Annotated in this window: 22 protein-coding genes and 1 tRNA gene; 21 read left to right on the top strand and 2 right to left on the bottom strand. The window is 44.3% G+C overall.

Annotated elements, in window-relative coordinates; translation table 11 throughout:
* Positions 1–44 precede the first annotated feature (44 nt).
* From PAENI_RS31385 to PAENI_RS31315, 15 genes are all read left to right on the top strand, one after another.
* On the top strand, positions 45–815 hold the full coding sequence (locus tag PAENI_RS31385; protein ID WP_223179047.1) for a class I SAM-dependent methyltransferase: 771 nt from the start codon (positions 45–47) through the stop codon (positions 813–815).
* Positions 816–1,027: 212 nt separating this feature from the next.
* Entirely contained in the window at positions 1,028–2,455 is a 1,428-nt protein-coding gene (gene uxaC / locus PAENI_RS31380; RefSeq protein WP_149647949.1) for a glucuronate isomerase, read from the top strand.
* 57 nt (positions 2,456–2,512) lie between these two features.
* On the top strand, positions 2,513–3,511 hold the full coding sequence (locus PAENI_RS31375) for a LacI family DNA-binding transcriptional regulator (RefSeq protein WP_042184018.1): 999 nt from the start codon (positions 2,513–2,515) through the stop codon (positions 3,509–3,511).
* A gap of 161 nt (positions 3,512–3,672) precedes the next feature.
* Entirely contained in the window at positions 3,673–5,142 is a 1,470-nt protein-coding gene (locus PAENI_RS31370) for a tagaturonate reductase (protein ID WP_149647948.1), read from the top strand.
* A gap of 34 nt (positions 5,143–5,176) precedes the next feature.
* Positions 5,177–6,667, top strand: a complete 1,491-nt coding sequence (locus tag PAENI_RS31365) for a UxaA family hydrolase (RefSeq protein ID WP_149647960.1) — start codon at positions 5,177–5,179, stop codon at positions 6,665–6,667.
* 201 nt (positions 6,668–6,868) lie between these two features.
* Complete coding sequence (locus PAENI_RS31360; protein ID WP_149647947.1) at positions 6,869–7,096, top strand: DUF1858 domain-containing protein; 228 nt, start codon at positions 6,869–6,871, stop codon at positions 7,094–7,096.
* A gap of 40 nt (positions 7,097–7,136) precedes the next feature.
* On the top strand, positions 7,137–8,399 hold the full coding sequence (locus PAENI_RS31355; RefSeq protein ID WP_076286818.1) for a DUF438 domain-containing protein: 1,263 nt from the start codon (positions 7,137–7,139) through the stop codon (positions 8,397–8,399).
* Between the two features lie 209 nt (positions 8,400–8,608).
* Positions 8,609–9,559, top strand: coding sequence for an ROK family glucokinase (locus PAENI_RS31350; protein WP_042184026.1), 951 nt, complete (start codon positions 8,609–8,611; stop codon positions 9,557–9,559).
* 45 nt (positions 9,560–9,604) lie between these two features.
* On the top strand, positions 9,605–10,504 hold the full coding sequence (rapZ, locus tag PAENI_RS31345; protein ID WP_042123306.1) for an RNase adapter RapZ: 900 nt from the start codon (positions 9,605–9,607) through the stop codon (positions 10,502–10,504).
* 57 nt (positions 10,505–10,561) lie between these two features.
* Positions 10,562–11,509: a gluconeogenesis factor YvcK family protein gene (locus tag PAENI_RS31340; protein WP_179085868.1), complete on the top strand. Its 948-nt coding sequence runs from the start codon at positions 10,562–10,564 to the stop codon at positions 11,507–11,509.
* A gap of 144 nt (positions 11,510–11,653) precedes the next feature.
* The gene (gene whiA / locus PAENI_RS31335; RefSeq protein ID WP_042123310.1) at positions 11,654–12,583 is read left to right on the top strand and encodes a DNA-binding protein WhiA; all 930 of its coding nucleotides are present in this window, start codon (positions 11,654–11,656) and stop codon (positions 12,581–12,583) included.
* 97 nt (positions 12,584–12,680) lie between these two features.
* Positions 12,681–12,950: an HPr family phosphocarrier protein gene (locus tag PAENI_RS31330; protein WP_036687106.1), complete on the top strand. Its 270-nt coding sequence runs from the start codon at positions 12,681–12,683 to the stop codon at positions 12,948–12,950.
* 148 nt (positions 12,951–13,098) lie between these two features.
* Positions 13,099–13,854, top strand: coding sequence for an SIMPL domain-containing protein (locus tag PAENI_RS31325; RefSeq protein WP_042184030.1), 756 nt, complete (start codon positions 13,099–13,101; stop codon positions 13,852–13,854).
* A 127-nt stretch (positions 13,855–13,981) separates the two neighbouring features.
* A complete protein-coding gene (locus tag PAENI_RS31320; protein WP_149647946.1) occupies positions 13,982–15,082 on the top strand; it encodes a PdaC/SigV domain-containing protein in 1,101 nt (366 codons plus the stop codon).
* Positions 15,083–15,191: 109 nt separating this feature from the next.
* On the top strand, positions 15,192–15,830 hold the full coding sequence (locus PAENI_RS31315; RefSeq protein WP_149647945.1) for a GDSL-type esterase/lipase family protein: 639 nt from the start codon (positions 15,192–15,194) through the stop codon (positions 15,828–15,830).
* A gap of 95 nt (positions 15,831–15,925) precedes the next feature.
* On the opposite strand, the gene clpP is transcribed toward PAENI_RS31315, so the two are convergent.
* Both clpP and PAENI_RS31305 read right to left on the bottom strand, forming a co-directional pair.
* The gene (clpP, locus tag PAENI_RS31310; protein ID WP_060626469.1) at positions 15,926–16,522 is read right to left on the bottom strand and encodes an ATP-dependent Clp endopeptidase proteolytic subunit ClpP; all 597 of its coding nucleotides are present in this window, start codon (positions 16,520–16,522) and stop codon (positions 15,926–15,928) included.
* Between the two features lie 193 nt (positions 16,523–16,715).
* A tRNA-Arg gene (locus PAENI_RS31305) sits at positions 16,716–16,790 on the bottom strand.
* Between the two features lie 335 nt (positions 16,791–17,125).
* On the opposite strand from PAENI_RS31305, the gene PAENI_RS31300 reads away from it, so the two are divergent.
* From PAENI_RS31300 to eno, 6 genes are all read left to right on the top strand, one after another.
* Positions 17,126–18,178, top strand: a complete 1,053-nt coding sequence (locus PAENI_RS31300; RefSeq protein WP_042123320.1) for a sugar-binding transcriptional regulator — start codon at positions 17,126–17,128, stop codon at positions 18,176–18,178.
* 102 nt (positions 18,179–18,280) lie between these two features.
* Positions 18,281–19,291, top strand: coding sequence for a type I glyceraldehyde-3-phosphate dehydrogenase (gene gap, locus PAENI_RS31295; RefSeq protein WP_036687120.1), 1,011 nt, complete (start codon positions 18,281–18,283; stop codon positions 19,289–19,291).
* A 116-nt stretch (positions 19,292–19,407) separates the two neighbouring features.
* Positions 19,408–20,589: a phosphoglycerate kinase gene (locus PAENI_RS31290; RefSeq protein ID WP_042184036.1), complete on the top strand. Its 1,182-nt coding sequence runs from the start codon at positions 19,408–19,410 to the stop codon at positions 20,587–20,589.
* 27 nt (positions 20,590–20,616) lie between these two features.
* A complete protein-coding gene (tpiA, locus tag PAENI_RS31285) occupies positions 20,617–21,369 on the top strand; it encodes a triose-phosphate isomerase (protein WP_149647944.1) in 753 nt (250 codons plus the stop codon).
* Between the two features lies 1 nt (position 21,370).
* On the top strand, positions 21,371–22,915 hold the full coding sequence (gene gpmI, locus PAENI_RS31280) for a 2,3-bisphosphoglycerate-independent phosphoglycerate mutase (RefSeq protein WP_042123328.1): 1,545 nt from the start codon (positions 21,371–21,373) through the stop codon (positions 22,913–22,915).
* A 68-nt stretch (positions 22,916–22,983) separates the two neighbouring features.
* A complete protein-coding gene (gene eno, locus PAENI_RS31275) occupies positions 22,984–24,270 on the top strand; it encodes a phosphopyruvate hydratase (protein ID WP_042123330.1) in 1,287 nt (428 codons plus the stop codon).
* The last annotated feature ends 54 nt before the right edge of the window (positions 24,271–24,324 follow it).

Here is a 24,324-nt window from a genome sequence, read left to right as displayed (position 1 = left end):
TCATGAAATCATGGGGAGTGATGAGCATAGATACTATGGATTGGATGAAACAAAGTAAAAGTTTTAATAAGGCTGCGGATTATTACGATGTATATAGACCCAGTTATCCATCCGAGGTAATTGGTTGTATTGAAGCTAATACCTCTCTTCACGTAGCTTCCAAAATACTAGAAATCGGAGCGGGCAGCGGAAAAGCTACGGAATTATTTTTGAATCGTGGATATGAACTCTTATGTATAGAACCAGGGGCACAGTTAGCGGAAATTGGCGTGCAGAAGCATAGAGATAAAAAGTTACAATATGTAGTCACTCGATTTGAAGATTGGGAGGAGCCCCGAAAAGGCAATGATTTGGTGTTCTCTGCTCAAGCCTATCACTGGGTTCCACAACCTGAGGGATATAAGAAATGTGCCGAAGTGCTTAAGCCGAACGGGCATTTAGCTCTTTTTTGGAATTTCTATTTATGCGGAGATAGTAAGTTGGATAAAGAGGTTGCTGAGCTTTGCAATCAATATCATGCTTTTACGATTTCCAGCAAAGAAGAGATAGATGGAAGAATAAATAGTACTTCAGCTGAGATATCAAATAGCGGATATTTTGAGGCACCGTCCATTTATAAATTTCCATGGTCTCATAAAGAGGATGTCGATAGTTTCATTGGTTTCTTAAATACTACGAGCTCTTTTCTGGTTCTTTCGGAATCAGAGCAAAATAAATTTATTGCTGAGCTAAGGCTGCTTTTTTCTAACAATGGTGGGGTTGTGTGCAGATATTATATATGCTGCTTGTTTATTTCCTCTCGGAAGTTAGAATAACTGTAACAATGTCCTTAGAAAAAAACTTGCGAATTCTTAAAATACGTTTACAATGAAAATACAATGTTAACGTGAACAATTTTCGAGAAACCATATTGTATTCTTTAATTTTAACTTTATAATAATTATAAAGAAATCATCTGATTAACTAAATGTTCACGTTAAACTTTGTGTAACTCCCATTATGATTATAAAGGAGAGCAGCAAACCTCATGAGCAAAAAATTCATGGATGAGAACTTCCTGTTGTCGAGCGAGACCGCCATTAAGCTGTTTCATAATCATGCGAAAGATATGCCTATTATCGACTATCATTGCCACCTCAGTCCTCAAGAGATCTATGAGAACAAGACGTTCAACAATATTACCGAAGCTTGGCTGTATGGCGACCATTACAAATGGAGAGTGATGCGGGCAAATGGTGTAGAGGAGAAGTTCATTACTGGTGATGCTAGTGACTATGAAAAGTTCTTGGCATGGTCTAGAACCGTTCCTAAGATTATCGGGAATCCGCTCTATCATTGGACACATCTTGAGTTGCAGCGTTTCTTTGGAGTATATGATTTGCTAAATGAGGCTAATGCTCCGAAGATTTGGGATGAAGTGAACAGACAGTTGCAAGGTGAAGGATATGGAGCGAGAGACCTAATTGTTAAATCGAAAGTAACTGTTGTATGCACCACCGATGACCCAGTAGATTCTCTGGAATATCATGAAAAAATCAGCAGCTTGAGTGGATTCGATGCCAGCATAGTTCCGGGGTTTCGTCCAGATAAAGCCCTTGAGATTAATCGTCCTACCTTCAAGCCTTGGGTAGCTCAGCTAAGCGAATCCTCAGGAATGGATGTTGAGAATTATGGTCAGTTTCTAGAAGCATTGGAGAGCAGAGTGAGATTCTTCCATGCCAGAGCGGGCCGTGTATCCGATCATGCTTTGGATGCAGTAATGTTTGAGCCTGCTACCTTGGAGGAAGCTACGGCTATATTCAACAAAGCTCTTCGTGAAGGCGCTGTAAGTGAGAGAGAAGAAAAGAAATATAAAGGGTTCACATTAGTATTCCTTGGCAAATTGTACAACGAGCTGGATTGGGCGATGCAATTCCATATCCATGCGCTACGCAATAATAACAGCGTAATGTTCGGACGACTCGGCCCTGATGCCGGCTATGATTCGATTAATGATGGCGTGATTGCTAAACCGCTGGCAGGTCTGCTAGATGCGCTGGATCGTGAGAATGCGCTGCCTAAGACGATTTTGTACTCGCTGAATCCAAATGATAACCATGTCATTGCTGGTTTAATGGGCTGCTTCCAAGGCGGCGGAATTCCAGGGAAGATTCAATTCGGGACGGCATGGTGGTTCAACGATAACAAGGATGGCATGCTGGAACAGATGAAGACGCTTGCTAATCTAGGTGTGCTTAGCCAGTTTGTCGGAATGTTAACAGACTCCAGAAGCTTTTTATCATATACCAGACATGAGTATTTTAGAAGAATTCTATGTGATCTTGTAGGTTCTTGGGTAGAGAATGGAGAAGCCCCGGATGATATGGAACTGTTAGGCGGTATGATTGAGAATATCTGTTACAATAACGCTGATCATTATTTCAATTTCTCGAAACAGGCATTGGTGACTAGGTAATCGTTATGATATCCTTACATGGAAGAGCCAAACCCGTTTGATAAGGAAGGTTGACCCATGGCACCTACAATCAAGGATATCGCCAAACTGGCGAATGTTTCACATACAACTGTATCAAGAGCACTTAACAACAGTCCCCTAATTAAAGAAGTTACACGTAAAAAAATTGCCGAGATCGCTGCGCAAGTGGGTTATGTCCCCAATTACAATGCCAAAAGCCTTGTGATGCAGCGGTCATACACCATTGGCTTGTTCTTCACGAGTATCGCCAACGGCACCACGTCTGGTTTCTTCTCTGATACGATTCGTGGTGTAAATAGTGTCATAGATGTAGAGTATAATCTGTTCATCCGTGGGATCGACGATTATGCGGAATATTCCTCTATTCATCGCAAACGCTTTGATGGAATTATTCTAATGAGCCAGAGTGAAGCAGATAATAAATTCATTTACCATGTTGTGCAGCAAGGCATTCCAATCGTTGTGCTGAATCGGCAGATAGATGATCGCTCCATTATTAATATCATCTCGAATGACCGGGAAGGCGCTTATCATGCAGGCAAACACCTGATTGAGTCCGGGCATCAAGACATTGCGATCATTGAAGGTGTTGAGGGCTTTAAATCCACGCAGGAACGCAGAGACGGTTTTATAAAAGCTTTGATTGACCATAATATCCCTGTTCGTAACGATTATATGAGAAATGGTAATTACGATATGCAAAGTGGATATGAGGCGATGGGCAAGCTGCTAGATTTGGAAAAACCGCCGACGGCAGTATTTTGTTCCAATGACGATATGGCGATCGGGGCTATGAAAGCTGTGTTTGAGCGCGGGCTGCAGGTGCCGAACGATGTTTCTATTGTTGGTTTTGATGATATTGGATTTTCGCTCTTTGCGAATCCTTCGCTTACCACAGTTAAACGTCCTATTGAGAAGATCAGCGAGCAAGGAGCCCGCAAGCTGCTAAGCTTAATTAAAGAACCTTTGGAGAATGACGGGCTAACCTCGATTGATACGGAGTTTATTGCGAGAGAATCGGTTAGGAAACTGTAGAAGCAAAAGCTGCGCATAGCAGCTTGATCCTTTCACTCGTAAAGGATTTTGAATTAAAATTTTCACGTGTGCATAAATTAAGAAAATAATAATAAATATATTGAATTATAAAGTATATTTAATTAGTTTATCGTGTGCATTAATAATCAGGAGGCGTTTATATGAACAGATTAAATAGTGATAGTTGGAAAGCTTACAAGCAATATCCTGAGAAGGTTCTGCAATTTGGTGAAGGCAATTTCATGCGCGCTTTTGTAGATTGGCAGATTCATACCATGAATCAAAAAACGGATTTCAATGGTGGCGTGGTGGTTGTACAACCGCTGGGTAACGGACTTGCAGAAATGCTAAATGCTCAGAACGGTTTATACACGTTGTATCTCCAAGGAATCAAAGATGGAGCAGCGGTAAAAGAACATGAGGTCATCAACTGTATTACACGAACGCTTAATCCTTTTGCCCAGCATGAGGAGTATGTGAAGCTTGCCGAGAATCCAGAGCTGCGCTTTATCGTGTCCAACACCACTGAGGCGGGAATTGCTTTTGAAGCGTGCGACAAGTTAACCGATGCTCCGCAGAGCAGTTTTCCAGGTAAACTGACGGCCTTATTGTATAAGCGTTTTGAATTTTTTAACGGTGATGCTTCTAAAGGTTTTATCATCATTCCGTGCGAGCTGATTGACCGAAATGGGGATGAGCTTAAGAAGGTTATTTTGAAATATGCTGACCTGTGGAATCTTGGAGAGGGCTTTGTAAACTGGCTGAATGAAGCCAACACCTTCTGCTGTAGTTTGGTAGATCGCATCGTTCCCGGATATCCAAGAGACACCATCGCTGAGATTACGGAAGAGTTGGGCTATGAGGATAAGTTGGTCGTTGTCGGCGAGCAGTTCCATCTATGGGTAATTGAAGGGCCGCAGTGGATGAAAGAGGAGTTCCCGGCTGAAGTAGCGGGTCTTAATGTGGTCGTGGTAGATGATATGACCCCTTACCGGACGCGTAAAGTGAGAATTCTAAACGGAGCTCATACCGCATTGACACCAGTAGCGTATTTGTACGGCATTGATACGGTTGCCGAGGCCATTGAGCACGAAGAGGTTGGGGCGTACGTGAAGTCCTTAATCTACGATGAGATCATTCCGACGCTGGATCTGCCGGTAGAGGAATTGAATTCTTTTGCAGACGCGGTATTGGAAAGGTTCCTGAACCCTTATGTGCAGCATTACTTGATGAGCATCTCCCTTAATTCTATCTCGAAATTTAAGACAAGAGATCTGCCTTCTTTACTGCAATATGTAGAGTCCAAAGGACAATTACCCGAGAAGCTTATTTTCTCAATGAGTGCATTAATTGCCTTCTATAAAGGACGTAGAGGGGAAGAAGAAATTCAGCTGGCGGACGATGCGGATATTTTGGAATGGTTCGCCTCCTTGTGGGGAGGATGGGATGGCACAGACACTGGGTTACGCGCACTGGCTGTCGAAGTATTAGCAGCGACAAATCGCTGGGGCTGTGACCTGAATGAAGTGGCTGGTCTTACTGACAAGGTGACAGAAGGGCTCATTGCGATTGAGAGAACAGGTATGAAGCAAGCGCTGCAAGCGTACGTGAAGAGACCTGCACACAACTAATACACAGGAGGTGGATAACGACATGATTAAGACTATGAAAGAGGTACTGCAGATCAACGAGGCTGATAACGTGGCAGTTGCACTTAAAGACTATCAAGCAGGCGACACCATTGTGATTGGTTCAAAAGAGATTAAAATTACGGAAGATATTGCTAGAGGTCATAAAATTGCACTAACCAGCATTAGCGAAGGCGAGAATGTATTGAAGTATGGTTATCCCATCGGTCATGCTAAAGCGCCTATCGTGCCGGGCCAGTGGGTGCATACCCATAATACGAAGACAAACCTAACAGGGGTTGAGGAATATACTTTTGAGCAGAAGCTGACCCCCAATCCTTTTAAAGTAGAGAATTTGACCTTTAAGGGGTATCGTCGCTTTGACGGATCCGTAGGCATTCGTAATGAGCTGTGGATCGTCCCTACGGTTGGTTGTGTGAATGGAGTGGCGGAGCAGATCATCAATATTTTTAAGGCAGAGGTTGGTGATATCGCTCCGTTCGATAACGTGCTCGTACTGAAGCATAACTATGGTTGCTCCCAGCTGGGTGATGATCATGACAATACTCGTACAATACTTGCTAACGCGGTTAAGCATCCAAATGCGGGCGCCGTACTTGTGCTCGGACTAGGTTGTGAGAATAACAATTTGCATATTTTTAAAGACATGCTGGGTAGTTACGATGAGGATCGAGTGCGTTTTCTTGTCTCCCAAGAGGTTGGAAACGAGATTGAAGAAGGCGTAAAGCTGCTGAAGGAACTCTACAATAACGTACAGGGCGATCATCGGGAAGAAGTCTCACTCTCTGAGCTGAAGATTGGTCTGAAGTGTGGAGGCTCGGATGGCCTGTCCGGGATTACAGCGAATCCGCTTCTTGGACGTCTGTCTGATTATATGGCTGCTCAAGGCGGGACCACTGTACTGACTGAAGTGCCTGAAATGTTTGGTGCCGAAAAAATTCTAATGGAACGTGCTGCGGACGAAACTATTTTCCACAAAATTGTCGATCTCATTAATGACTTTAAGCAGTATTTTATGGACTATAAACAGCCGGTATATGAAAATCCTTCACCAGGCAATAAAGCCGGAGGGATTACTACGCTTGAGGATAAATCGCTGGGTTGCACTCAAAAATCCGGTAATTCTACGGTAATGGATGTACTCAAGTACGGAGAGCTTATCACTAACAAAGGCTTAAATCTTCTTAACGCGCCGGGCAATGACCTAGTGGCTTCGTCGGCTCTGGCTGCTGCTGGCTGCCAATTGGTGATCTTTACGACCGGACGGGGGACACCTTTTGGTACATTCGTGCCAACAATGAAGGTGTCTACCAATACCCCATTGTATGAAGGCAAACGTCACTGGATCGATTTTAATGCGGGTGTGTTGGTTGAAGATGGTTCTCCAGATGAGGTTCTGCGTGACTTCATTAACTACATTATCAGCGTGGCTAGTGGGGAATGGGTAAATAACGAGAAGAATAACTTCCGCGAGATATCCATATTCAAAACAGGAGTAACGCTATAATAAATAATTTATTACGAATTAGACTGTCCCTTATGCTATTTAGCGTAGGGGCAGTTTTTTTAATTTCACATTATACATAATCCATCTTTAAAAGAACGGTCATTGCTTTCTTCTGATTTAGTGATTGCAATCACTATTGCCTTGTACGGCCTGTGCTAATCTGTTGTTGAGAATAGTTCTCATATAAAGGAGAAAAGTCCAATGGAAAAAATGCTGCGAATGGATGAGTCTATCTTCGAGATGGTATCCCGGCATCCAGAGGTCGTTGAGATTATGGTAGAGCTGGGCTTTAAGGACATTGCTAAGCAAGGTATGCTGCAGACCGCTGGCCGTTTCATGACCTTATCCAAAGGAATCAAGCTGAAGAAAATGGATCTCAACACCGTGAAGTTAGCATTTGAACGACATGGCTTCGAGATTATGAAATAAAGGAATCTATCATCAAAATTTCATTAAGGAGAGATCAATAATGAGTGAACTGATAAATAACCGCGAGGTTGATGTACCGGAGCAAACTCGTCGCCAAGCCATGCTCAAGGAGATTATTAAAGAACTGCATGCAGGCAAAAGCGTTGAAGAGGTTAAGGCACGCTTCGAGGAAGCTGTAGGTGATGTTACTGTTGCGGAAATCTCTGCAATGGAGCATTCGTTAATGACTGAAGAGGGAATTCCGGTATCCGAGGTACAGCGGCTTTGTTCGGTGCATACAGCAATATTCAAAGGCTCTATTGAGCAAATTCACCGCTCCTCGAAGCCTGAAGAACAACCCGGCCACCCAGTCCACACCTTCAAGCTAGAAAACCGTGAGATTGAAAGACTTGTGAACTTCCGGTTAGATTTGCATGCTACCAAATTCCAGAAGAATGACAGCGAGGAGCTGATCTTTAAGCTGCTGGAGGATCTTAGCTTACTGCTGGATCTAGATAAACACTACAGTCGAAAAGAAAATCTGTTGTTCCCTTACCTTGAAAAATACGGCATTTATGGACCAACCAAGGTAATGTGGGGCGTGGATGATCATATCCGTCGTATGATTAAAGAGGCAAAAGCAGCGCTCAGCAGCTACAGCGGAAATGCAGCAGATATTGGTGTTCAACTTACGGAGATCATCAAGGAAGTTAATGAAATGATTTTTAAGGAAGAAAATATTTTATTGCCTATGTCGCTGGATAAATTGACGGAAGACGAATGGGTCAAAATCGCTCGGGAGAGCGATGAGATCGGATTCTGCCTAACGGCGCCGGAACAGGAGTGGATACCTGAACGTGCCGCAGAGCCGGAAGGTGCAGCATTGCAGGGTGAAGCAGTGGGAGCCGCTCCGCAAGAAGGGTTTATCCGTTTTGAGACAGGGCTATTGTCACTGCATCAGCTCGAAACAGTACTCAATCACCTGCCAGTAGATCTGACATTCATTGATGAGAATGATGTCGTTCGATATTTTTCACACGGGAAGGAACGTATCTTTGCCCGAACTAAGGCAGTTATCGGCCGCACGGTCCAGAACTGTCATCCGCCTCAAAGTGTTCATGTGGTGGAGAAGCTTCTGGAAGATTTTAAGGCAGGTCGTAAGGATGCTGAGGACTTCTGGATCAACATCAAGGATAAATTTATCTATATCCGTTATTTCGCTGTCCGCGACGAGACTGGTCGGTATATGGGTACGCTGGAGTTTACACAGAATATCGCACCTATCCGTGCACTGGAGGGGCAAAAGCGTATTTTGTCAGAATAAATGGGTGTTTTAGGTTATTTTCCAGATAATAATATAGTCAGAAGACTCTCTTACTTAGTCGTAAGGGGGTCTTTTTAGAATATAATAGAGTATAGTATTAAAATAAGGAATTCCCGGGTGTGTTGTCTTTCCTTGACCACAGAGGGGGCTTCTATTATAGTTGGTACTTAGGATTAACTATTTTAGTATAAAAAAAGGTGGCTTGTTACATGTCTGAGAATATCTACGTTGGCGTGGATTTGGGTGGAACTGCAATTAAGGTTGGAATCTGCAATGCTGAGGGAACGCTACTGCATACTTATGAGGGACCCACAGGAACTGCAGAAGGTGTCGATACTGTTATCGATAATATCGAGAAGTATGTACGCCAAATTGTGGAGGATTCCCCGTACTCTTGGGATCAGCTTGCAGGTGTAGGCGCGGGCGTAGCAGGGTTCACAAATATTCGTGAAGGAATCATTATCCTTGCGCCCAACATAGGATTTAAAGATGTGCCGATTCGCTCCATTTTGGAAGATCGCTGGAACAAGCCTGTCAAAATAGACAATGATGCGAACGTGGCTGCACTGGGTGAAGCCTGGAGTGGTGCAGGACGCGGGATTGAAAATTGTGTCTGCTATACGCTAGGAACAGGTGTTGGTGGCGGAATCATTATTAACGGAAAGATTTATCAGGGTTTTGCAGGTCTAGCAGGTGAGCTTGGCCATATCACTGTAGTGCCGGATTTGGAAGCCATTCAATGTGGTTGCGGTAATATGGGATGTCTGGAAACCGTTTCCTCCGCTACAGGAATTATTCGTATGGCTAACGATGCAGTAGCTCGTGGTGATCGTACTTCCCTCTCAATGGTAGAGAAGATTGCTGCGAAGGAAGTCTTTGATGCGGCTAAGGCTGGCGATGAAGTAGCGATTCGCATAGTAAACCGTGCAGCATACTACCTGGGTAAATCTATGGCTTCTGTTGCAGCCGTGCTTAACCCTGAGGTCTTCATCATTGGTGGTGGTGTGTCTAAGGCTGGAGATATTCTATTTGATGAAGTTCGTCGTGTGTTTGCTAAGCTCGCACCGGCTCCGCTTCAGACTGGTGTTTCGATTATTCCTGCAGAGCTTGGTAATGATGCAGGTATTGTGGGTGCAGCAGGTCTTCTGCTTCGTTCTTAAAAGATAGGGAGTATTCATATACTAATTTAGGGAGGGGACGCTTTAATGACCGAATTGGACAATACTCCAACGGCTGGAGCCACCCTGATCATTATTACCGGAATGTCAGGTGCGGGTAAGACAATTGCTGTGCAGAGTCTGGAAGACCTAGGGTTCTTCTGTGTCGATAATTTGCCGCCGGTGCTGATCCCTAAGTTTGCAGAACTGATTGAGCAGTCGAAGGGTAAGATCGCCAAGGTAGCGCTTGTGATTGACCTGCGCGGTAGGGAATTCTTCACTGCTTTGTCCGAATCTCTAGCCTATATCAAAGATGAGTCAACCATTGGCTGTGAAATCTTGTTCTTGGATGCTACGGATTCGGTGCTTGTGCAGCGTTACAAGGAAAGCCGGCGTCATCATCCTCTAGCGCCTAAGGGACTTCCGCTTGATGGTATCAAGCTGGAACGTAAAATGCTTGAGGAATTAAAGAATTCAGCTACATTATGTCTGGATACTAGCAGTATGAAACCAGTGCAGCTCAAGGAGAAGATCGTTTCTCGGTTCTCGCATTTAGGAAAAAGTACACTCTCCGTCAACATTACATCGTTCGGATTTAAGTATGGTATTCCTATTGATGCAGACCTCGTCTTCGATGTTCGCTTTTTGCCTAACCCACATTATGTGGATCACCTGCGGCCAAAAACAGGTCAGGACAGCGATGTCTATGACTATGTAATGAAGTGGCCTGAAACACAGGTGTTCCTGACCAAACTGCTCGATATGCTTCATTTCTTAATTCCGCAATATCGTAGGGAAGGTAAATCCCAGATTATTATCGGCATTGGCTGTACAGGCGGGAAACACCGTTCAGTAGCCATTTCTGAATATTTGGGCAAAATGCTGGGCGTCAGCGAAACGGAATCCGTAGCCGTTAGTCATCGGGATTCCGAGCGTGATCGGCACTAATGAGAGAAGGGGTCCATAGTGGCTGAAGAACAAAGACAGCGTCCACGTATCGTCGTTATGGGCGGTGGCACGGGGCTATCTGTCATGCTTCGCGGCTTAAAAGAAAAGCCGCTAGATATTACAGCTATAGTTACCGTAGCAGATGATGGAGGAAGCTCGGGCATTTTGCGCAGTGAACTGCAAATGCCGCCTCCTGGGGACATCCGCAACGTATTAACAGCTATGGCTGATGTAGAGCCGCTCATGGCGGATATTATGAGATATCGTTTCAACACGGGCGAAGGCTTGGCGGGTCATAGTCTTGGCAATTTAATTCTTGCCGCGCTTACAGATATATCTGGCGATTTTGTCACAGCTGTTCGTGAGCTTAGCCGATTATTTGCTGTTCGCGGACGGGTATTACCCGCTGCGGGGGATGCCGTAGTATTGCGTGCAGAAATGTCGGACGGCACGATTATCACGGGTGAATCTAAGATACCAGAAGCAGGCGGGATCATTAAACGGGTTTCTTTGGAGCCTGCTGATGTGGAACCGTTGCCTGAAGCACTTGAAGCGATTCGAAATGCTGATGCAATTCTTTTGGGTCCAGGGAGTCTATATACGAGCATTCTTCCGAACCTACTTGTTCCGAAGCTAGCAGAAGCAGTTGTATCTTCTGATGCAATCAAAATTTTTGTCTGCAATGTAATGACTCAGCCTGGTGAAACGGATAATTATACTGTAAATGACCATCTACAAGCTGTTTATGATCATATTGGGATTCATTTATTTGATTATATTATTGTGAATGACGGTGAAATTCCTGAGCAGGTGCAGTCGAAGTACGCTGAGAAGGGTGCGCGTCCGGTACAGCTCGATAAGGATGTACTAGAAGGCAGTGCATATAAAGTTATAGCGGATAAGCTAGTGTTATTCCGAACTTATTTAAGGCATGATACCGATAAGCTTAGTCATCATATCTATCAGCTTGTGCAAGATTGGATAAACAGAAACCCTAGGGTATAACTTAAAATATAAGAAAGTATAAGTTTTACACCTATACTTTCTTATATTTCTCGCTTAAACGCTTACCGTCCTCAAAAGGACGCCGAAGGCGTTTATGCTTGTATATATGAATGACGTACTTATTTTCAGAAAGAGGTGAGACCCTTGTCTTTTGCGGCCCTTACCAAAAAAGAGCTGACGATGGTGGAGAGTGAGCCCTGTTGTGAGAAGGCGGAAATGTCAGCGCTTATCCGTATGAATGGATCTGTGCAGCTTTCAAGCAAAAAGGTGATTCTCGACATTTCGACGGAGAACGCCGCGATTGCAAGGCGGGTATATTCTTTACTTAAGAAATATTACCAGGTCCATATTGAGCTACTCGTGCGTAAAAAAATGCGTTTGAAGAAAAATAACGTTTATATCGTTAGAATCCCTAGTCGCGTACAGGAAATCTTAAATGATCTCAGAATTGTGTCCGAAGGATTTATTTTTACCGACGGTATTGATAAAGAGATTGTTGGGAATAACTGCTGTAAGCGTGCTTATTTGCGGGGTGCCTTTTTGGCGGGCGGATCCGTTAATAATCCGGAGGGTTCCTCTTACCATTTGGAGATTTCCTCGATGTATGAGGAGCATTGTAAGGCGCTGGTCGATCTGGCTGGTGAATTTCACCTAAACGCACGCTGCATTGAACGTAAAAAAGGGTTCATTCTATACATTAAAGAAGGCGAGAAGATTATCGAATTCTTAAGTCTGATCGGGGCGCATCAAGCGTTGTTCAAATTTGAGGATGTAAGAATTATGCGTGATATGCGTAATTCCGTGAATCGGATCGTGAACTGCGAGACCGCGAATCTCAATAAAACGATAAGTGCCGCGGTGCGGCAGATTGAGAATATCAAACTGCTGCAGCGAGAAGTGGGGCTGGAGAGCCTACCGGATAAACTGCGGGAAGTTGCAGAAATTCGAATGGCACATCCAGATATCAACCTTAAAGAGGTTGGTGAAATGCTGAAAGGTACGGTTAGTAAGTCCGGAGTAAATCATCGTCTTCGTAAGATTGATGAACTGGCGGACAAGGTTCGAGGCGGCTAGTCACTTTTTTTCTAGTGTGGTTTACGTTATAATGATATAATAATATAAAATTAATGTGAAATTTTTGGGGAGAACTCAATTAGGGGGTAAGCGTTTCATGACAAAGCACCCGGTAGTTGTTCGGTTGAAGACAGGGCTACACGCTCGACCGGCAGCATTGTTTGTGCAAGAAGCTAACAAGTTTTCGTCGGAGATTTTCGTGGAAAAAGACGATAAAAAAGTAAACGCCAAAAGTATTATGGGTATTATGAGCCTAGCGATCAGTTCCGGCACGGAGATCTATATCAGCGCGGATGGTGCAGACGCGGATCAAGCTGTAAACGCTTTGACGAGTCTCGTTAGCAAAGAAGAGCTTGAGAACCAATAATCTTTTGAAATGACTTTCTATCGCATGACTAAAAAGCCCCTGGGGGCTTTTTTTTATACCAAAAAATAGATTTAGTTGTGCAACATTTACCAAAAAGACTCGTCTAGAGGATAATAACAAATCACAAAGGATGAAAGGGGCTGGCAATATGAAAGGTTTGGTAAAGAAGATTGGTTCAGTGTTGATTGTAGGGAGTTTGTTAATTGGAGGGATTAGCATGAGTGGTGTCTTCCAAGGCCCTGCAAAGGCTTACGCAGATGAAGTGCAGAAAAATGTCGTTAGTGTAGTAGGTAAAGGTGAATTGTCCATCAAGCCGGATATTGTATACTTGTCCATCGGTGTGGATACTACGGCTACAACTGCGCAAGAAGCGCAAAAAACAAATGCTGCTAAAATCCAAAAGATCACTACACTACTGAAGGGGACTTGGAAAATCGCAGATAAGGATATTCAAAGTACCCAATTCTATGTGCAACCCAACTACAGTTATAGCGAAAAAGAAGGACAGCAAGTGAAAGGATACAACGCGAATCATACACTGTTAGTGTCCTATAGAGATCTGACCAAGGTTGGTGAATTGCTAGACGCTGCATCTGCGGCGGGGGCAAATAATATCGGAAATGCACGTTTTTCCGTGGAAGATACTTCTGCCTTTGAAGCTCAGGTGATTGAAAAGGCGATGGCGAACGCAGATGTTAAAGCAGGTGCTATTGCTAAGGCAGCTAAACGTAGCTTGGGTCAAGTAATCACGGTCAGTCAAAATGATGGCAATGTCACTCCGGTTTATTTTGAACAAAATCTAAAAATGGAAATGGCTGCAGCAGATGCTGGTGCAAGCACATCCGTTCAACCGGGAGTAGTTAAAGTTACAACACAACTGAGCGTAATGTATGAATTGAAATAGTAGCAGAACAAGATGATTGCAGAGAGGAGAGGTGATCTTCCACTAGTAATAGTGGGGGGGCGCCTCTTTTTTTGTGTAAATTCTCCAAGATTAGGTTTAATAAACTGGAAAGGAGTGGGAAAACAAGATGATGAATATTTCAAAAGAAACAGTACGCAAATGGGGCATAGGTTTGATGTCGGCGGGATTATTGCTTGGTGGAGGATTGCTGCCTAGTGATAAGGGTTATGCAGCGTCTGATCAGACGAAGAGCAAGGCTATTGCTGCAAGTATAGTTTTAAAGGCGAACGGGGTAATTTCTCAGCAGACAGGTATTTTGCAGGAAGGGAAGGTCTGGATTCCGATTACCTTTATGCGTGATGTGCTGCAATTACCTCTAACTTATGATAAAAAAGAAAATGCATACACGATCGGAAAGGGAACGACTAAGGCCAAGTTGCTGTTATCTAGCTATGGTACTTCAATTTGGGTGAACAATTATTACATTCGAGAGTATGAAGGAAAGCTAATAAACAACCGGCTCTATATTCCATCAGGTCTGTTAAATGATTATTTGGGCTATAAAGTGGATTGGAGTCGGGGCTCTAGTAGGTTGAATGTGGTGAAAAGATCACAGAATGCGTTGATAGTAACCACGGAGACCTATGCTAAGGATCGAAAAGAGGCTTTGATCCAGCTTGATTATCCGAAGTTTAGTGGATTAAGCAATTCCAATGCACAGCAGGCCATGAATGATATTTTGAAAGAAAGTGCCATGAAATTCGCTGCAGGCGCAGAGAAGGATATCTCGAATCGATCCGGGTCAGAGCCTAAGTATACCTATGATATAGATTATGTGGTGACCTACAATCAGGATGGTGTGATCAGCTTAGTGATGTCACAGTATAGCGATACGGGCGGCGCTCATGGTATGACCAATCGGGAGGCTTTTACCTTTTCGCTCAAGGATGGCAAACGTCTGTTGTTGGGCGACCTGTTCGGAGCTAACCCAAACTACAAAAAAGAGTTGAATGCTAAGTTGAACAAGCTAGTAAAAGCGGAGGAAAGTTATTTGGGAGGATTCAACGGATTGAATACGGAAAAGTATTTTTATCTGAAGGATGATCAGGTCGTTCTGTTCTTCCAATTGTATGAATACACAGCTTATGCTGCGGGGTTCCCGGAATATCCCTTTACTTTCAAAGAACTGTTGCCGGAAGGCGGTAGCCCATTTGCTGCTGTAAAATAAATAGAGAAGTCGTAACCGCTAGTGTCACCACTGGACATCTCCCCCTTACCAGAATCACCTCGAATTCATATGCTAAATGGAGTAACTAGTTTATGAACGGGGGAGAGCTATGAGCTATCAATACACTGCAATTGGCGATTCCTTGACGACTGGATTTGGCGCTCTGCCAGGGAACGGTTTTGTACCGGTGTACCGTAGAATGGCGGAAGGGAGACTGCGTTCTAATGTAGCCTCTACGAATTTGGGCGTGAATGGATTGACTACTTCTGAACTGGAACAGCGGCTACGGGGATGTGCAATGACTCGCGAAGCCATTCGAGCAGCCGACATCATCACTCTATCCATCGGTGGCAACGATTTAATCCATGCTGCGAAGGCTGCAGCTAGACAACCTGAAAATTTATCTAAAGAGCTGCGAAGATCATTGCAAGAATGCAAACAAAATTTTGCTGCAATTATGAGTATCCTCTTCCAATTGAAGACGGGAACGCGTAGACCTTTTATCATTCGGATTGTGGGACTGTATAATCCTTATCCTCAGGTAGTGGGTGCTACAGAGTGGGTGCGGCAGTTTAACCGCTATGCCTCACAGTACAGTAGCCGAGTATGTGGGTTTGCTTCTATCTATAGTGAGTTTGCAGGAAATGAGAGAGGGCTATTATCGATTGACCACTTACATCCGAATGGCCGAGGCTACCGTGTGATTGCTGAGAAACTCGATGCGCTTGGATATGGCGGTTTGATTTAACTGAGATTCGTATGAAGTGGTGGTCTGAAAAGTAAAGAGGCTGTGCGCTAACCATCAAGTGGATAGGGCACAGCCTCTTTGTGTTGTTTTATAGCTTACACACCGCTAGGCAATGTTTTCTCGATGACTTTATCAACGATACCGTAAGTTGCCGCATCTGCAGCAGTCATGAAGTAATCACGATCTGTATCCTTCTCAATACGTTCTAGCGGTTGACCCGTACGTTCTGCAAGAATACGATTCAACTTATCACGCAATTTGAGGATACGGCGGGCACGGATTTCGATATCCGTTGCTTGACCTTGAGCACCACCCAGAGGTTGGTGAATCATGATCTCACTGTTAGGCAGTGCGAAGCGTTTGCCTTTAGCGCCAGCGTTAAGTAGGAAAGCTCCCATAGAAGCTGCCATACCCACACAGATGGTGGAAACGTCCGGTTTAATGTACTGCATTGTATCAAAAATAGCCATACCTGCAGTAATGGAACCGCCTGGGCTATTCACATAAAGGTGAATGTCCTTCTCCGGATCTTCGGCAGCCAAGAACAGCATTTGTGCGATGATAGAATTGGCTACCACGTCATTAACCTCCGTTCCAAGGAAAATGATGCGGTCCTTCAGCAGGCGGGAATAGATGTCATAAGCGCGCTCACCGCGGTTGCTCTGTTCTACTACCATAGGAATATAACTCACGTGGAAAACCTCCTTGATATTGGTTCTTCAAATGTATTCATTTTTACTCTTGCCGTATTACCCACATGATAAACAAATTCAAACAAAAAGTCAAAGAAAGTCAAACTTATATTCAAAAAAAAGAGCCGACACGCGGCTCTTTGGTTAAGTAGTAGTATAGGCACTACTAAATTATGTACAAAAGTGAAATTAATGGCGCGCCCGCCAAGAATCGAACTTGGATCTCAGGCTTCGGAGGCCTACGTCATATCCATTGGACCACGGGCGCAACAAAAATGATTATAATACAATTTCTGTGCAATTGCAATGAATTAATAATACTGTACACAGGCTCTATCCCTAGTCTTCAAGGTGGACAAGCGTACATTGTGTTTCAATCAGCGAAAGAATCTGGATTGTTAATGACAGGTTTTTTGGAGCTGAACCTCTTTCCCAATCTTATAAATGTATAAGAAGACAAGCGCTTGAGAATTCTACTCTCGGAAGACTTGCACTTCGAGCAATATTTGGTTAGAATATGAGTGGGACTTAAAAAGTTTACCCGGGACATTTTGAGACCATGAACAAGGGAATAGAGGAAGACGAAGTTGCAGGAGTGAAAGTATGCGTAATTTATTAGATATCCAAAAGCAGCTTCTGCCTGATCTCATGGAAACCCTTAAGAGACGGTACACGATTCTTCATCAGATCATGCTGTCCGATATAATTGGGCGCAGAACGCTTGCCGCTTCGCTTGATATGACTGAGCGGGTACTGCGTGCCGAGACGGATCTTCTGAAATCGCAAGGGCTCATTGAGATCGAGAGCGTTGGCATGCGCATTAGCGCTGCTGGACGTAGACTGCTTGATTTGCTAGAGCCGGTCGTTAAGAGCCTGTTTGGTCTGGATGAGCTGGAAGAGAAAATTCGGGCAACGTACGGTCTGGATAAAGTTATTGTGGTGCCGGGTGATTGTGAGTCATCGCCGTTCACCAAACGTGAGCTTGGCCGAGCGGGTGCAAAAGCGCTGCTCAGTGTACTTCGTACAGATGATATAGTTGCTGTCACAGGTGGATCAACGCTTGCCGACATGGCTGATCAACTGACACCGCCGTTATCCCTTTCCTATAAGAACGCTTGGTTTGTTCCGGCGCGTGGTGGATTAGGAGAGAGTATGGAGATTCAAGCCAATACGATTGCCTCAACAATGGCAAAACGGGTAGGAGCGAATTACCGGTTGCTGCATGTACCTGATTTACTTAGTGGGGATGCCTACCAGTCACTAGCACTTGACTCTAATATTGGAGAGATTGTACAAATCATCCGCAGTTCGCGTATTATTGTACATGGGATTGGGGATGCCATTGAAATGACTCGCCGCCGCAAGCTGGATGAGGCAACTGTCTCAGAAATCCAGGGTGAGGGAGCCGTGGCTGAATCCTTTGGGTATTACTTTAACGAAGATGGTCAGGTTGTCCATACGATGCTTACGATGGGACTACGTCTAGAAGATATTGTTCGGACGGAGACAGTCATCGGTATTGCTGGAGGCAAACCAAAGGCCAAAGCCATTCATGCCATGCTGCGTTTCGGGCAGGAGAATATACTCGTCACCGACGAGGCTGCTGCTGTGGAAATCGGCAAGGAAATTGATAATCAGTTACAGATATCCTCGTAACTCACTAGAACATATATCTTGCATCATACTTAACATTGTTGTCATGACAGGCTTCACGGTCTGTTTTGAATAAATAAAACGAATTCTAGGAGGAACTATTCAATGAGTGTAAAAGTTGGAATTAACGGATTTGGACGTATTGGACGCCTTGCTTTCCGCCGTATTCAAAATGTAGAAGGTATCGAAGTGGTAGCAATCAACGACTTGACTGACGCTAAGATGCTTGCTCATTTGCTTAAATATGATACAACTCAAGGTAAATTCCAAGGTGATGTTGAAGTGCATGATGGCTTCTTCAAAGTCAATGGCAAAGAAGTTAAGGTTCTTGCTAACCGCAACCCTGAAGAATTGCCATGGGGCGACCTAGGCGTTGATATCGTACTTGAGTGCACAGGTTTCTTCACAACTAAAGAAGCAGCTGAAAAACACTTGAAAGGTGGAGCTAAGAAAGTAGTTATCTCCGCTCCAGCTACTGGCGACATGAAAACTGTCGTTTACAACGTTAACGATGACATTCTTGATGGTACTGAGACTGTTATTTCCGGCGCATCTTGCACAACGAACTGCCTAGCTCCAATGGCAAAAGTATTGAACGACAAGTTCGGTATCGTTGAAGGCTTGATGACTACAATTCACGCTTACACTGGTGACCAAAACACTTTGGATGCTCCACACGCTAAAGGTGACTTCAGACGCGCTCGTGCAGCAGCTGAAAACATCATTCCTAACACTACTGGTGCTGCTAAAGCAATCGGTCTTGTTATTCCAGAACTTAAAGGTAAATTGGATGGTGCGGCTCAACGTGTTCCAGTTGCAACTGGTTCCCTGACTGAGCTTGTAACTGTTCTTGATAAGAGCGTTACTGTTGAAGAAATCAACGCAGCAATGAAAGCAGCTTCCGATCCAGACACTTATGGTTACACTGAAGATGAAATCGTATCTTCCGATATCAAAGGTATGACTTTCGGATCCCTGTTCGATGCTACACAAACTAAAGTATTGACTGTTGGCGACAAACAACTCGTTAAGACTGTTGCTTGGTATGACAATGAAATGTCCTACACTGCACAATTGGTTCGTACTTTGGAGAAATTCGCTAAAATCGCTAAGTAATTGACTTGATATAAGTAACATCTATAGAGCGGAAACAGAAGTTCCTTGTTTCCGCTCTTTCTAAATGTATTTCTTGTTTCCTGCTAGAAACAACTTTGGGTGTGGAGGAATTAATCATGAACAAAAAGAGCGTCCGTGATGTAGAAGTAAAGGGTAAACGCGTATTTGTACGCGTGGATTTCAACGTACCTGTAGAAGACGGTAAGATTACTGATGATACTCGTATTCGCGAAACCCTTCCAACCATTAAATATTTGATTGAGAACGGTGCAAAGATCATTCTTGCGAGTCACATGGGTCGTCCTAAAGGTCAATTCGTAGATTCCATGCGTTTGACTACTGCTGCTGAACGTCTGTCCGAGCTTCTCGGCAAACCAGTAGCTAAAGCTGACGAAGCTGTTGGCGAAGCTGTCAAAGCAAAAATTGCTGAGCTAGGCGAAGGCGACGTACTTGTACTTGAGAATGTTCGTTTCTATCCAGGCGAAGAAAAGAACGATCCTGAATTGGCTAAACAATTCGCTGAACTGGCTGATTTGTTCGTCAATGATGCGTTTGGTGCGGCTCACCGTGCACATGCATCGACAGAAGGTATCGCTCATTTCCTACCAGCTGTATCCGGTCTTTTGATGGAGAAAGAATTGACCGTTCTTGGTAAAGCTCTTACTAACCCAGAACGTCCTTTCACTGCGATCATCGGTGGTTCGAAAGTTAAAGACAAGATTGATGTTATTGATAACTTGTTGTCTTTGGCTGATAACGTCCTGATCGGCGGTGGATTGTCTTATACATTCACTAAAGCACAAGGCTTTGAAATCGGTAAGTCACTTGTAGACAACGACAAACTTGACGTTGCTCTTGGATTCATCGAAAAAGCTAAAGCACTTGGCAAAAACTTCATGCTTCCTGTTGATGTTGTTGTTGCTGATAAATTCGGTGCTGATGCTAACACTAAGATCGTTAATTACAATGAAATCCCAGAAGGTTGGGAAGGACTTGATATCGGACCTAAGACTCGTGAACTTTATGCCGATATTATCAAGAACTCCAAGCTGGTTGTCTGGAATGGACCTATGGGCGTATTCGAAATCGATAAATTCGCTGAAGGTACACTTGCAGTAGCAAAAGCTTGTGCAACAACTGAAGGTTACACTGTTATTGGCGGCGGAGATTCCGCAGCAGCAGCAGAAAAATTCCACCTGGCTGACCAAATGGATCACATCTCCACTGGTGGCGGTGCATCCCTTGAGTTCATGGAAGGCAAGGCGCTTCCTGGCGTAGAAGCACTGAACGACAAGTAAGACGTATAGAAGGAGGCAATTTAATTCATGAGAACACCAATTATTGCGGGTAACTGGAAGATGTTTAAAACAGTTCCTGAAGCAGAAAGCTTTATTGCTGACATCAAAGGCAAAGCAGAAGTAGAAGGCGTTGAGACTGTAATCTGCGCCCCATTTACTAACCTGCCTGCACTTGTAGCAGCTGCAAAAGGTACAGACATCAAGATTGGCGCACAGAACCTGCACTTTGAAGATAACGGTGCTTACACAGGAGAAATCAGTGGTGTAATGCTTAGCGATCTTGGCGTAGACTATGTAATCATTGGTCACTCAGAGCGTCGTGCTTATTTTGGCGAAACAGATGAAATCGTGAATAAGAAAATGCATGCTGCATTCCGTCACGGTATCACTCCAATCGTATGTGTTGGCGAAAAGCTCGAAGAGCGTGAAGCTGATCAAACTAAAGTAGTATGTAAAGTACAAACTGAAGCTGCATTCCAAGGACTTAGTGCCGAGCAAGCAGCAAAAGTTGTCATTGCATACGAACCTATCTGGGCTATTGGCACAGGTAAATCTTCCACTTCCCAAGATGCTAACGAAGTTATTGCTTACATCCGCAGTCTTGTAAAAGATTTGTATGATGTTGCAACAGCTGAAGCTGTTCGTATTCAATACGGCGGCAGCGTGAAGCCTGAGAATGTAACTGAGTACATGGGCCAAAGCGACATCGATGGTGCGCTTGTTGGCGGTGCCAGCTTGCAGCCTGCTTCCTTCGTTCAATTGGTTGAGGGGGCGAAGTAAGATGTCAGCTCCAAGACCTGTAGCTTTGATCATCATGGATGGTTTCGGTTTGCGTGGAACATCTGAAGGTAACGCCGTTGCTCAAGCTAACAAACCTAACTATGACCGTTACTTGAAACAATATCCTAATACTACCCTTACTGCTTGTGGTGAAGCTGTTGGTCTTCCAGAAGGCCAAATGGGCAACTCTGAAGTAGGGCACTTAAATATTGGTGCAGGACGGATTGTATACCAGGATTTGACTCGTATCGATAAATCGATCCGTGAGGGCGAATTCTTCGATAATGAAACACTGGTAGCCGCAGTTAGAAATGCTAAGAACACAGGTAAAAAGCTTCATCTTTACGCGCTTGTATCCGACGGAGGGGTACATAGCCATATTAATCACCTGTTTGCTATGCTTGACCTGGCTAAGAAAGAAGATATGCACGAAGTGTATATCCATGCTTTCATGGATGGCCGGGACGTACCTCCAGATAGTGGTAAGAAGTTTGTTCAAGATCTGGTTGCTAAGATTGAAGAAGTTGGAGTAGGTACAATTGCAACGGTATCCGGGCGTTATTACGCAATGGACCGTGACAAACGTTGGGATCGTGTAGAAAAAGCCTATCGTGCTATGGTTTATGGCGAAGGACCGAAATACACAGATGCTCTGCAAGCTATCACTGCATCTTATTCAAATTCCGTATTCGACGAATTCGTTGAACCTAGCGTGATTGTAGACAGTGAAGGCAAGCCGGTAACGGCAGTAGAGAGCGGCGATTCCGTCGTGTTTCTCAACTTCCGCCCTGACCGTGCTATTCAGTTGTCACAAGTGTTCACGAATCAAGATTTCCGCGGTTTCGACCGGGGTCCTTTGTTCCCGCAAGACTTGCACTTCGTATGCCTGACTACTTTCAGTGAAACGGTACAAGGTTATGTAGCCTATTCACCGAAGAACCTGGATAACACATTGGGTGAAGTACTTGTGCAACACAACAAGAAGCAACTGCGCATCGCGGAAACTGAGAAGTATCCGCACGTAACGTTCTTCTTCAGTGGTGGACGTGATGAGGAACTTCCAGGAGAAACTCGTATCTTGATCAACTCTCCTAAAGTGGCAACCTATGATCTTCAACCTGAGATGAGTGCTTACGAAGTGGCTGCAGCCTGCGTAGCAGAAATCGAAGCGGAAAGACAGGATGCTATTATCCTTAACTTTGCAAACCCTGATATGGTTGGACACTCCGGTATGTTGGAGCCAACAATCAAGGCTGTAGAGGTAACTGATGAGTGTGTAGGTAAAGTAGTGGACGCAGTAGTTGCCAAGGGTGGCGTTGCGATCATTATCGCCGATCACGGTAATGCAGACATGGTATTTGATGAGAACGGTCGTCCGTTCACAGCTCATACTACTAACCCGGTTCCGTTCATCCTTACGGATGAAAATGTTGTATTGCGCGATCGCGGTATCCTTGCTGATGTAGCACCAACCATTCTGGATCTGATGGGAATTCCGCAACCTGCGGAAATGACTGGTCAATCCATGATCGCTAGTCGCAAATAAGGAAACAATACCTAAGATTAAGCTTCAACAATCAAAACCAAAACATTGTTTAAAGGAGATTAACTAAAATGACTATTATTTCTGATGTATATGCTCGCGAAGTCCTTGACTCCCGTGGTAACCCTACTGTAGAGGTTGACGTTTATCTTGAATCCGGTGCTAAAGGCCGCGCTATCGTTCCTTCCGGCGCTTCCACTGGTGCTCATGAAGCTGTAGAGCTTCGTGATGGTGACAAATCCCGTTACATGGGTAAAGGCGTTCTGAAAGCTGTTGAGAACGTAAATGAAATCATCGCTCCAGAAGTTATCGGTATGGACGCTCTTGACCAAGTGGGCATCGACAAATTGATGATCACTTTGGACGGAACTCATAACAAAGGTAAATTGGGCGCTAACGCAATCCTAGCTGTATCCATGGCCGTAGCTCGCGCAGCTGCAGCAGCATTGGATATTCCTTTGTACGTATACCTGGGCGGATTCAACGCTAAAACTCTTCCAGTACCAATGATGAACATCATCAATGGTGGTGAGCATGCGGACAACAACATCGACGTTCAAGAGTTCATGGTTCTTCCTGTAGGAGCTCCAAGCTTTAAAGAAGCTCTTCGTACAGGTGCTGAAATCTTCCACAACTTGAAATCCGTACTTCAATCCAAAGGCCTGAACACAGCTGTTGGTGACGAAGGTGGTTTCGCACCAAACCTTGGTTCGAATGAAGAAGCAATCACTACAATCATCGAAGCTATTGAAAAAGCTGGTTACAAACCAGGTGTTGACGTATTCTTGGGTATGGACGTTGCTTCCACTGAGTTCTACAAAGACGGTAAATACACCCTTGCTGGCGAAGGTAAATCTTACACTTCCGCTGAGTATGTTGACCTTCTTGCTTCATGGGTTGAAAAATATCCTATCATCACAATCGAAGACGGTATGTCCGAAGACGACTGGGATGGTTGGAAATTGCTTACTGAAAAATTGGGAGACAAAGTTCAATTGGTTGGTGACGACTTGTTCGTTACAAACACTGAGCGTCTTGCAACAGGTATCGAAAAAGGTATCGGTAACTCCATCTTGGTTAAAGTTAACCAAATTGGTACATTGACTGAAACTTTCGATGCTATCGAAATGGCTAAACGTGCTGGTTACACAGCAGTTATCTCTCACCGTTCCGGTGAATCCGAAGATAGCACAATCGCTGACATCGCTGTTGCGACTAACGCTGGTCAAATCAAAACAGGTGCTCCTTCCCGTACAGACCGTGTTGCTAAATACAACCAATTGCTTCGCATCGAAGACGAGTTGGGTGAATTGGCTCAATACAACGGCCTGAAATCCTTCTACAACCTTAAAAGATAATCTGCTTTTATAGCAGAGTACGAAGACCCGCCATATGGCGGGGATTTTTTTTTT

The sequence above is a fragment of the Paenibacillus sp. B2(2019) genome, from assembly GCF_008370385.1.
In the GTDB taxonomy this organism is placed as follows: domain Bacteria; phylum Bacillota; class Bacilli; order Paenibacillales; family Paenibacillaceae; genus Paenibacillus_AQ.
This window is presented reverse-complemented; position numbering and strand designations above follow the sequence as displayed.

What these genes read in the sequence shown, in the direction of transcription:
- PAENI_RS31370 (WP_149647948.1), top strand. Translation starts at nt 3,673, where the DNA reads ATGAACAGATTAAATAGTGATAGTTGGAAAGCTTACAAGCAATATCCT.
- PAENI_RS31375 (WP_042184018.1), top strand. Translation starts at nt 2,513, where the DNA reads ATGGCACCTACAATCAAGGATATCGCCAAACTGGCGAATGTTTCACAT.
- PAENI_RS31320 (WP_149647946.1), top strand. Translation starts at nt 13,982, where the DNA reads ATGATGAATATTTCAAAAGAAACAGTACGCAAATGGGGCATAGGTTTG.
- PAENI_RS31300 (WP_042123320.1), top strand. Translation starts at nt 17,126, where the DNA reads ATGCGTAATTTATTAGATATCCAAAAGCAGCTTCTGCCTGATCTCATG.
- PAENI_RS31355 (WP_076286818.1), top strand. Translation starts at nt 7,137, where the DNA reads ATGAGTGAACTGATAAATAACCGCGAGGTTGATGTACCGGAGCAAACT.
- uxaC (WP_149647949.1), top strand. Translation starts at nt 1,028, where the DNA reads ATGAGCAAAAAATTCATGGATGAGAACTTCCTGTTGTCGAGCGAGACC.
- PAENI_RS31340 (WP_179085868.1), top strand. Translation starts at nt 10,562, where the DNA reads ATGGGCGGTGGCACGGGGCTATCTGTCATGCTTCGCGGCTTAAAAGAA.
- PAENI_RS31330 (WP_036687106.1), top strand. Translation starts at nt 12,681, where the DNA reads ATGACAAAGCACCCGGTAGTTGTTCGGTTGAAGACAGGGCTACACGCT.
- eno (WP_042123330.1), top strand. Translation starts at nt 22,984, where the DNA reads ATGACTATTATTTCTGATGTATATGCTCGCGAAGTCCTTGACTCCCGT.
- tpiA (WP_149647944.1), top strand. Translation starts at nt 20,617, where the DNA reads ATGAGAACACCAATTATTGCGGGTAACTGGAAGATGTTTAAAACAGTT.
- PAENI_RS31325 (WP_042184030.1), top strand. Translation starts at nt 13,099, where the DNA reads ATGAAAGGTTTGGTAAAGAAGATTGGTTCAGTGTTGATTGTAGGGAGT.
- PAENI_RS31365 (WP_149647960.1), top strand. Translation starts at nt 5,177, where the DNA reads ATGAAAGAGGTACTGCAGATCAACGAGGCTGATAACGTGGCAGTTGCA.
- PAENI_RS31290 (WP_042184036.1), top strand. Translation starts at nt 19,408, where the DNA reads ATGAACAAAAAGAGCGTCCGTGATGTAGAAGTAAAGGGTAAACGCGTA.
- gap (WP_036687120.1), top strand. Translation starts at nt 18,281, where the DNA reads ATGAGTGTAAAAGTTGGAATTAACGGATTTGGACGTATTGGACGCCTT.
- PAENI_RS31360 (WP_149647947.1), top strand. Translation starts at nt 6,869, where the DNA reads ATGGAAAAAATGCTGCGAATGGATGAGTCTATCTTCGAGATGGTATCC.
- PAENI_RS31385 (WP_223179047.1), top strand. Translation starts at nt 45, where the DNA reads ATGAAACAAAGTAAAAGTTTTAATAAGGCTGCGGATTATTACGATGTA.
- rapZ (WP_042123306.1), top strand. Translation starts at nt 9,605, where the DNA reads ATGACCGAATTGGACAATACTCCAACGGCTGGAGCCACCCTGATCATT.
- PAENI_RS31350 (WP_042184026.1), top strand. Translation starts at nt 8,609, where the DNA reads ATGTCTGAGAATATCTACGTTGGCGTGGATTTGGGTGGAACTGCAATT.
- gpmI (WP_042123328.1), top strand. Translation starts at nt 21,371, where the DNA reads ATGTCAGCTCCAAGACCTGTAGCTTTGATCATCATGGATGGTTTCGGT.
- PAENI_RS31315 (WP_149647945.1), top strand. Translation starts at nt 15,192, where the DNA reads ATGAGCTATCAATACACTGCAATTGGCGATTCCTTGACGACTGGATTT.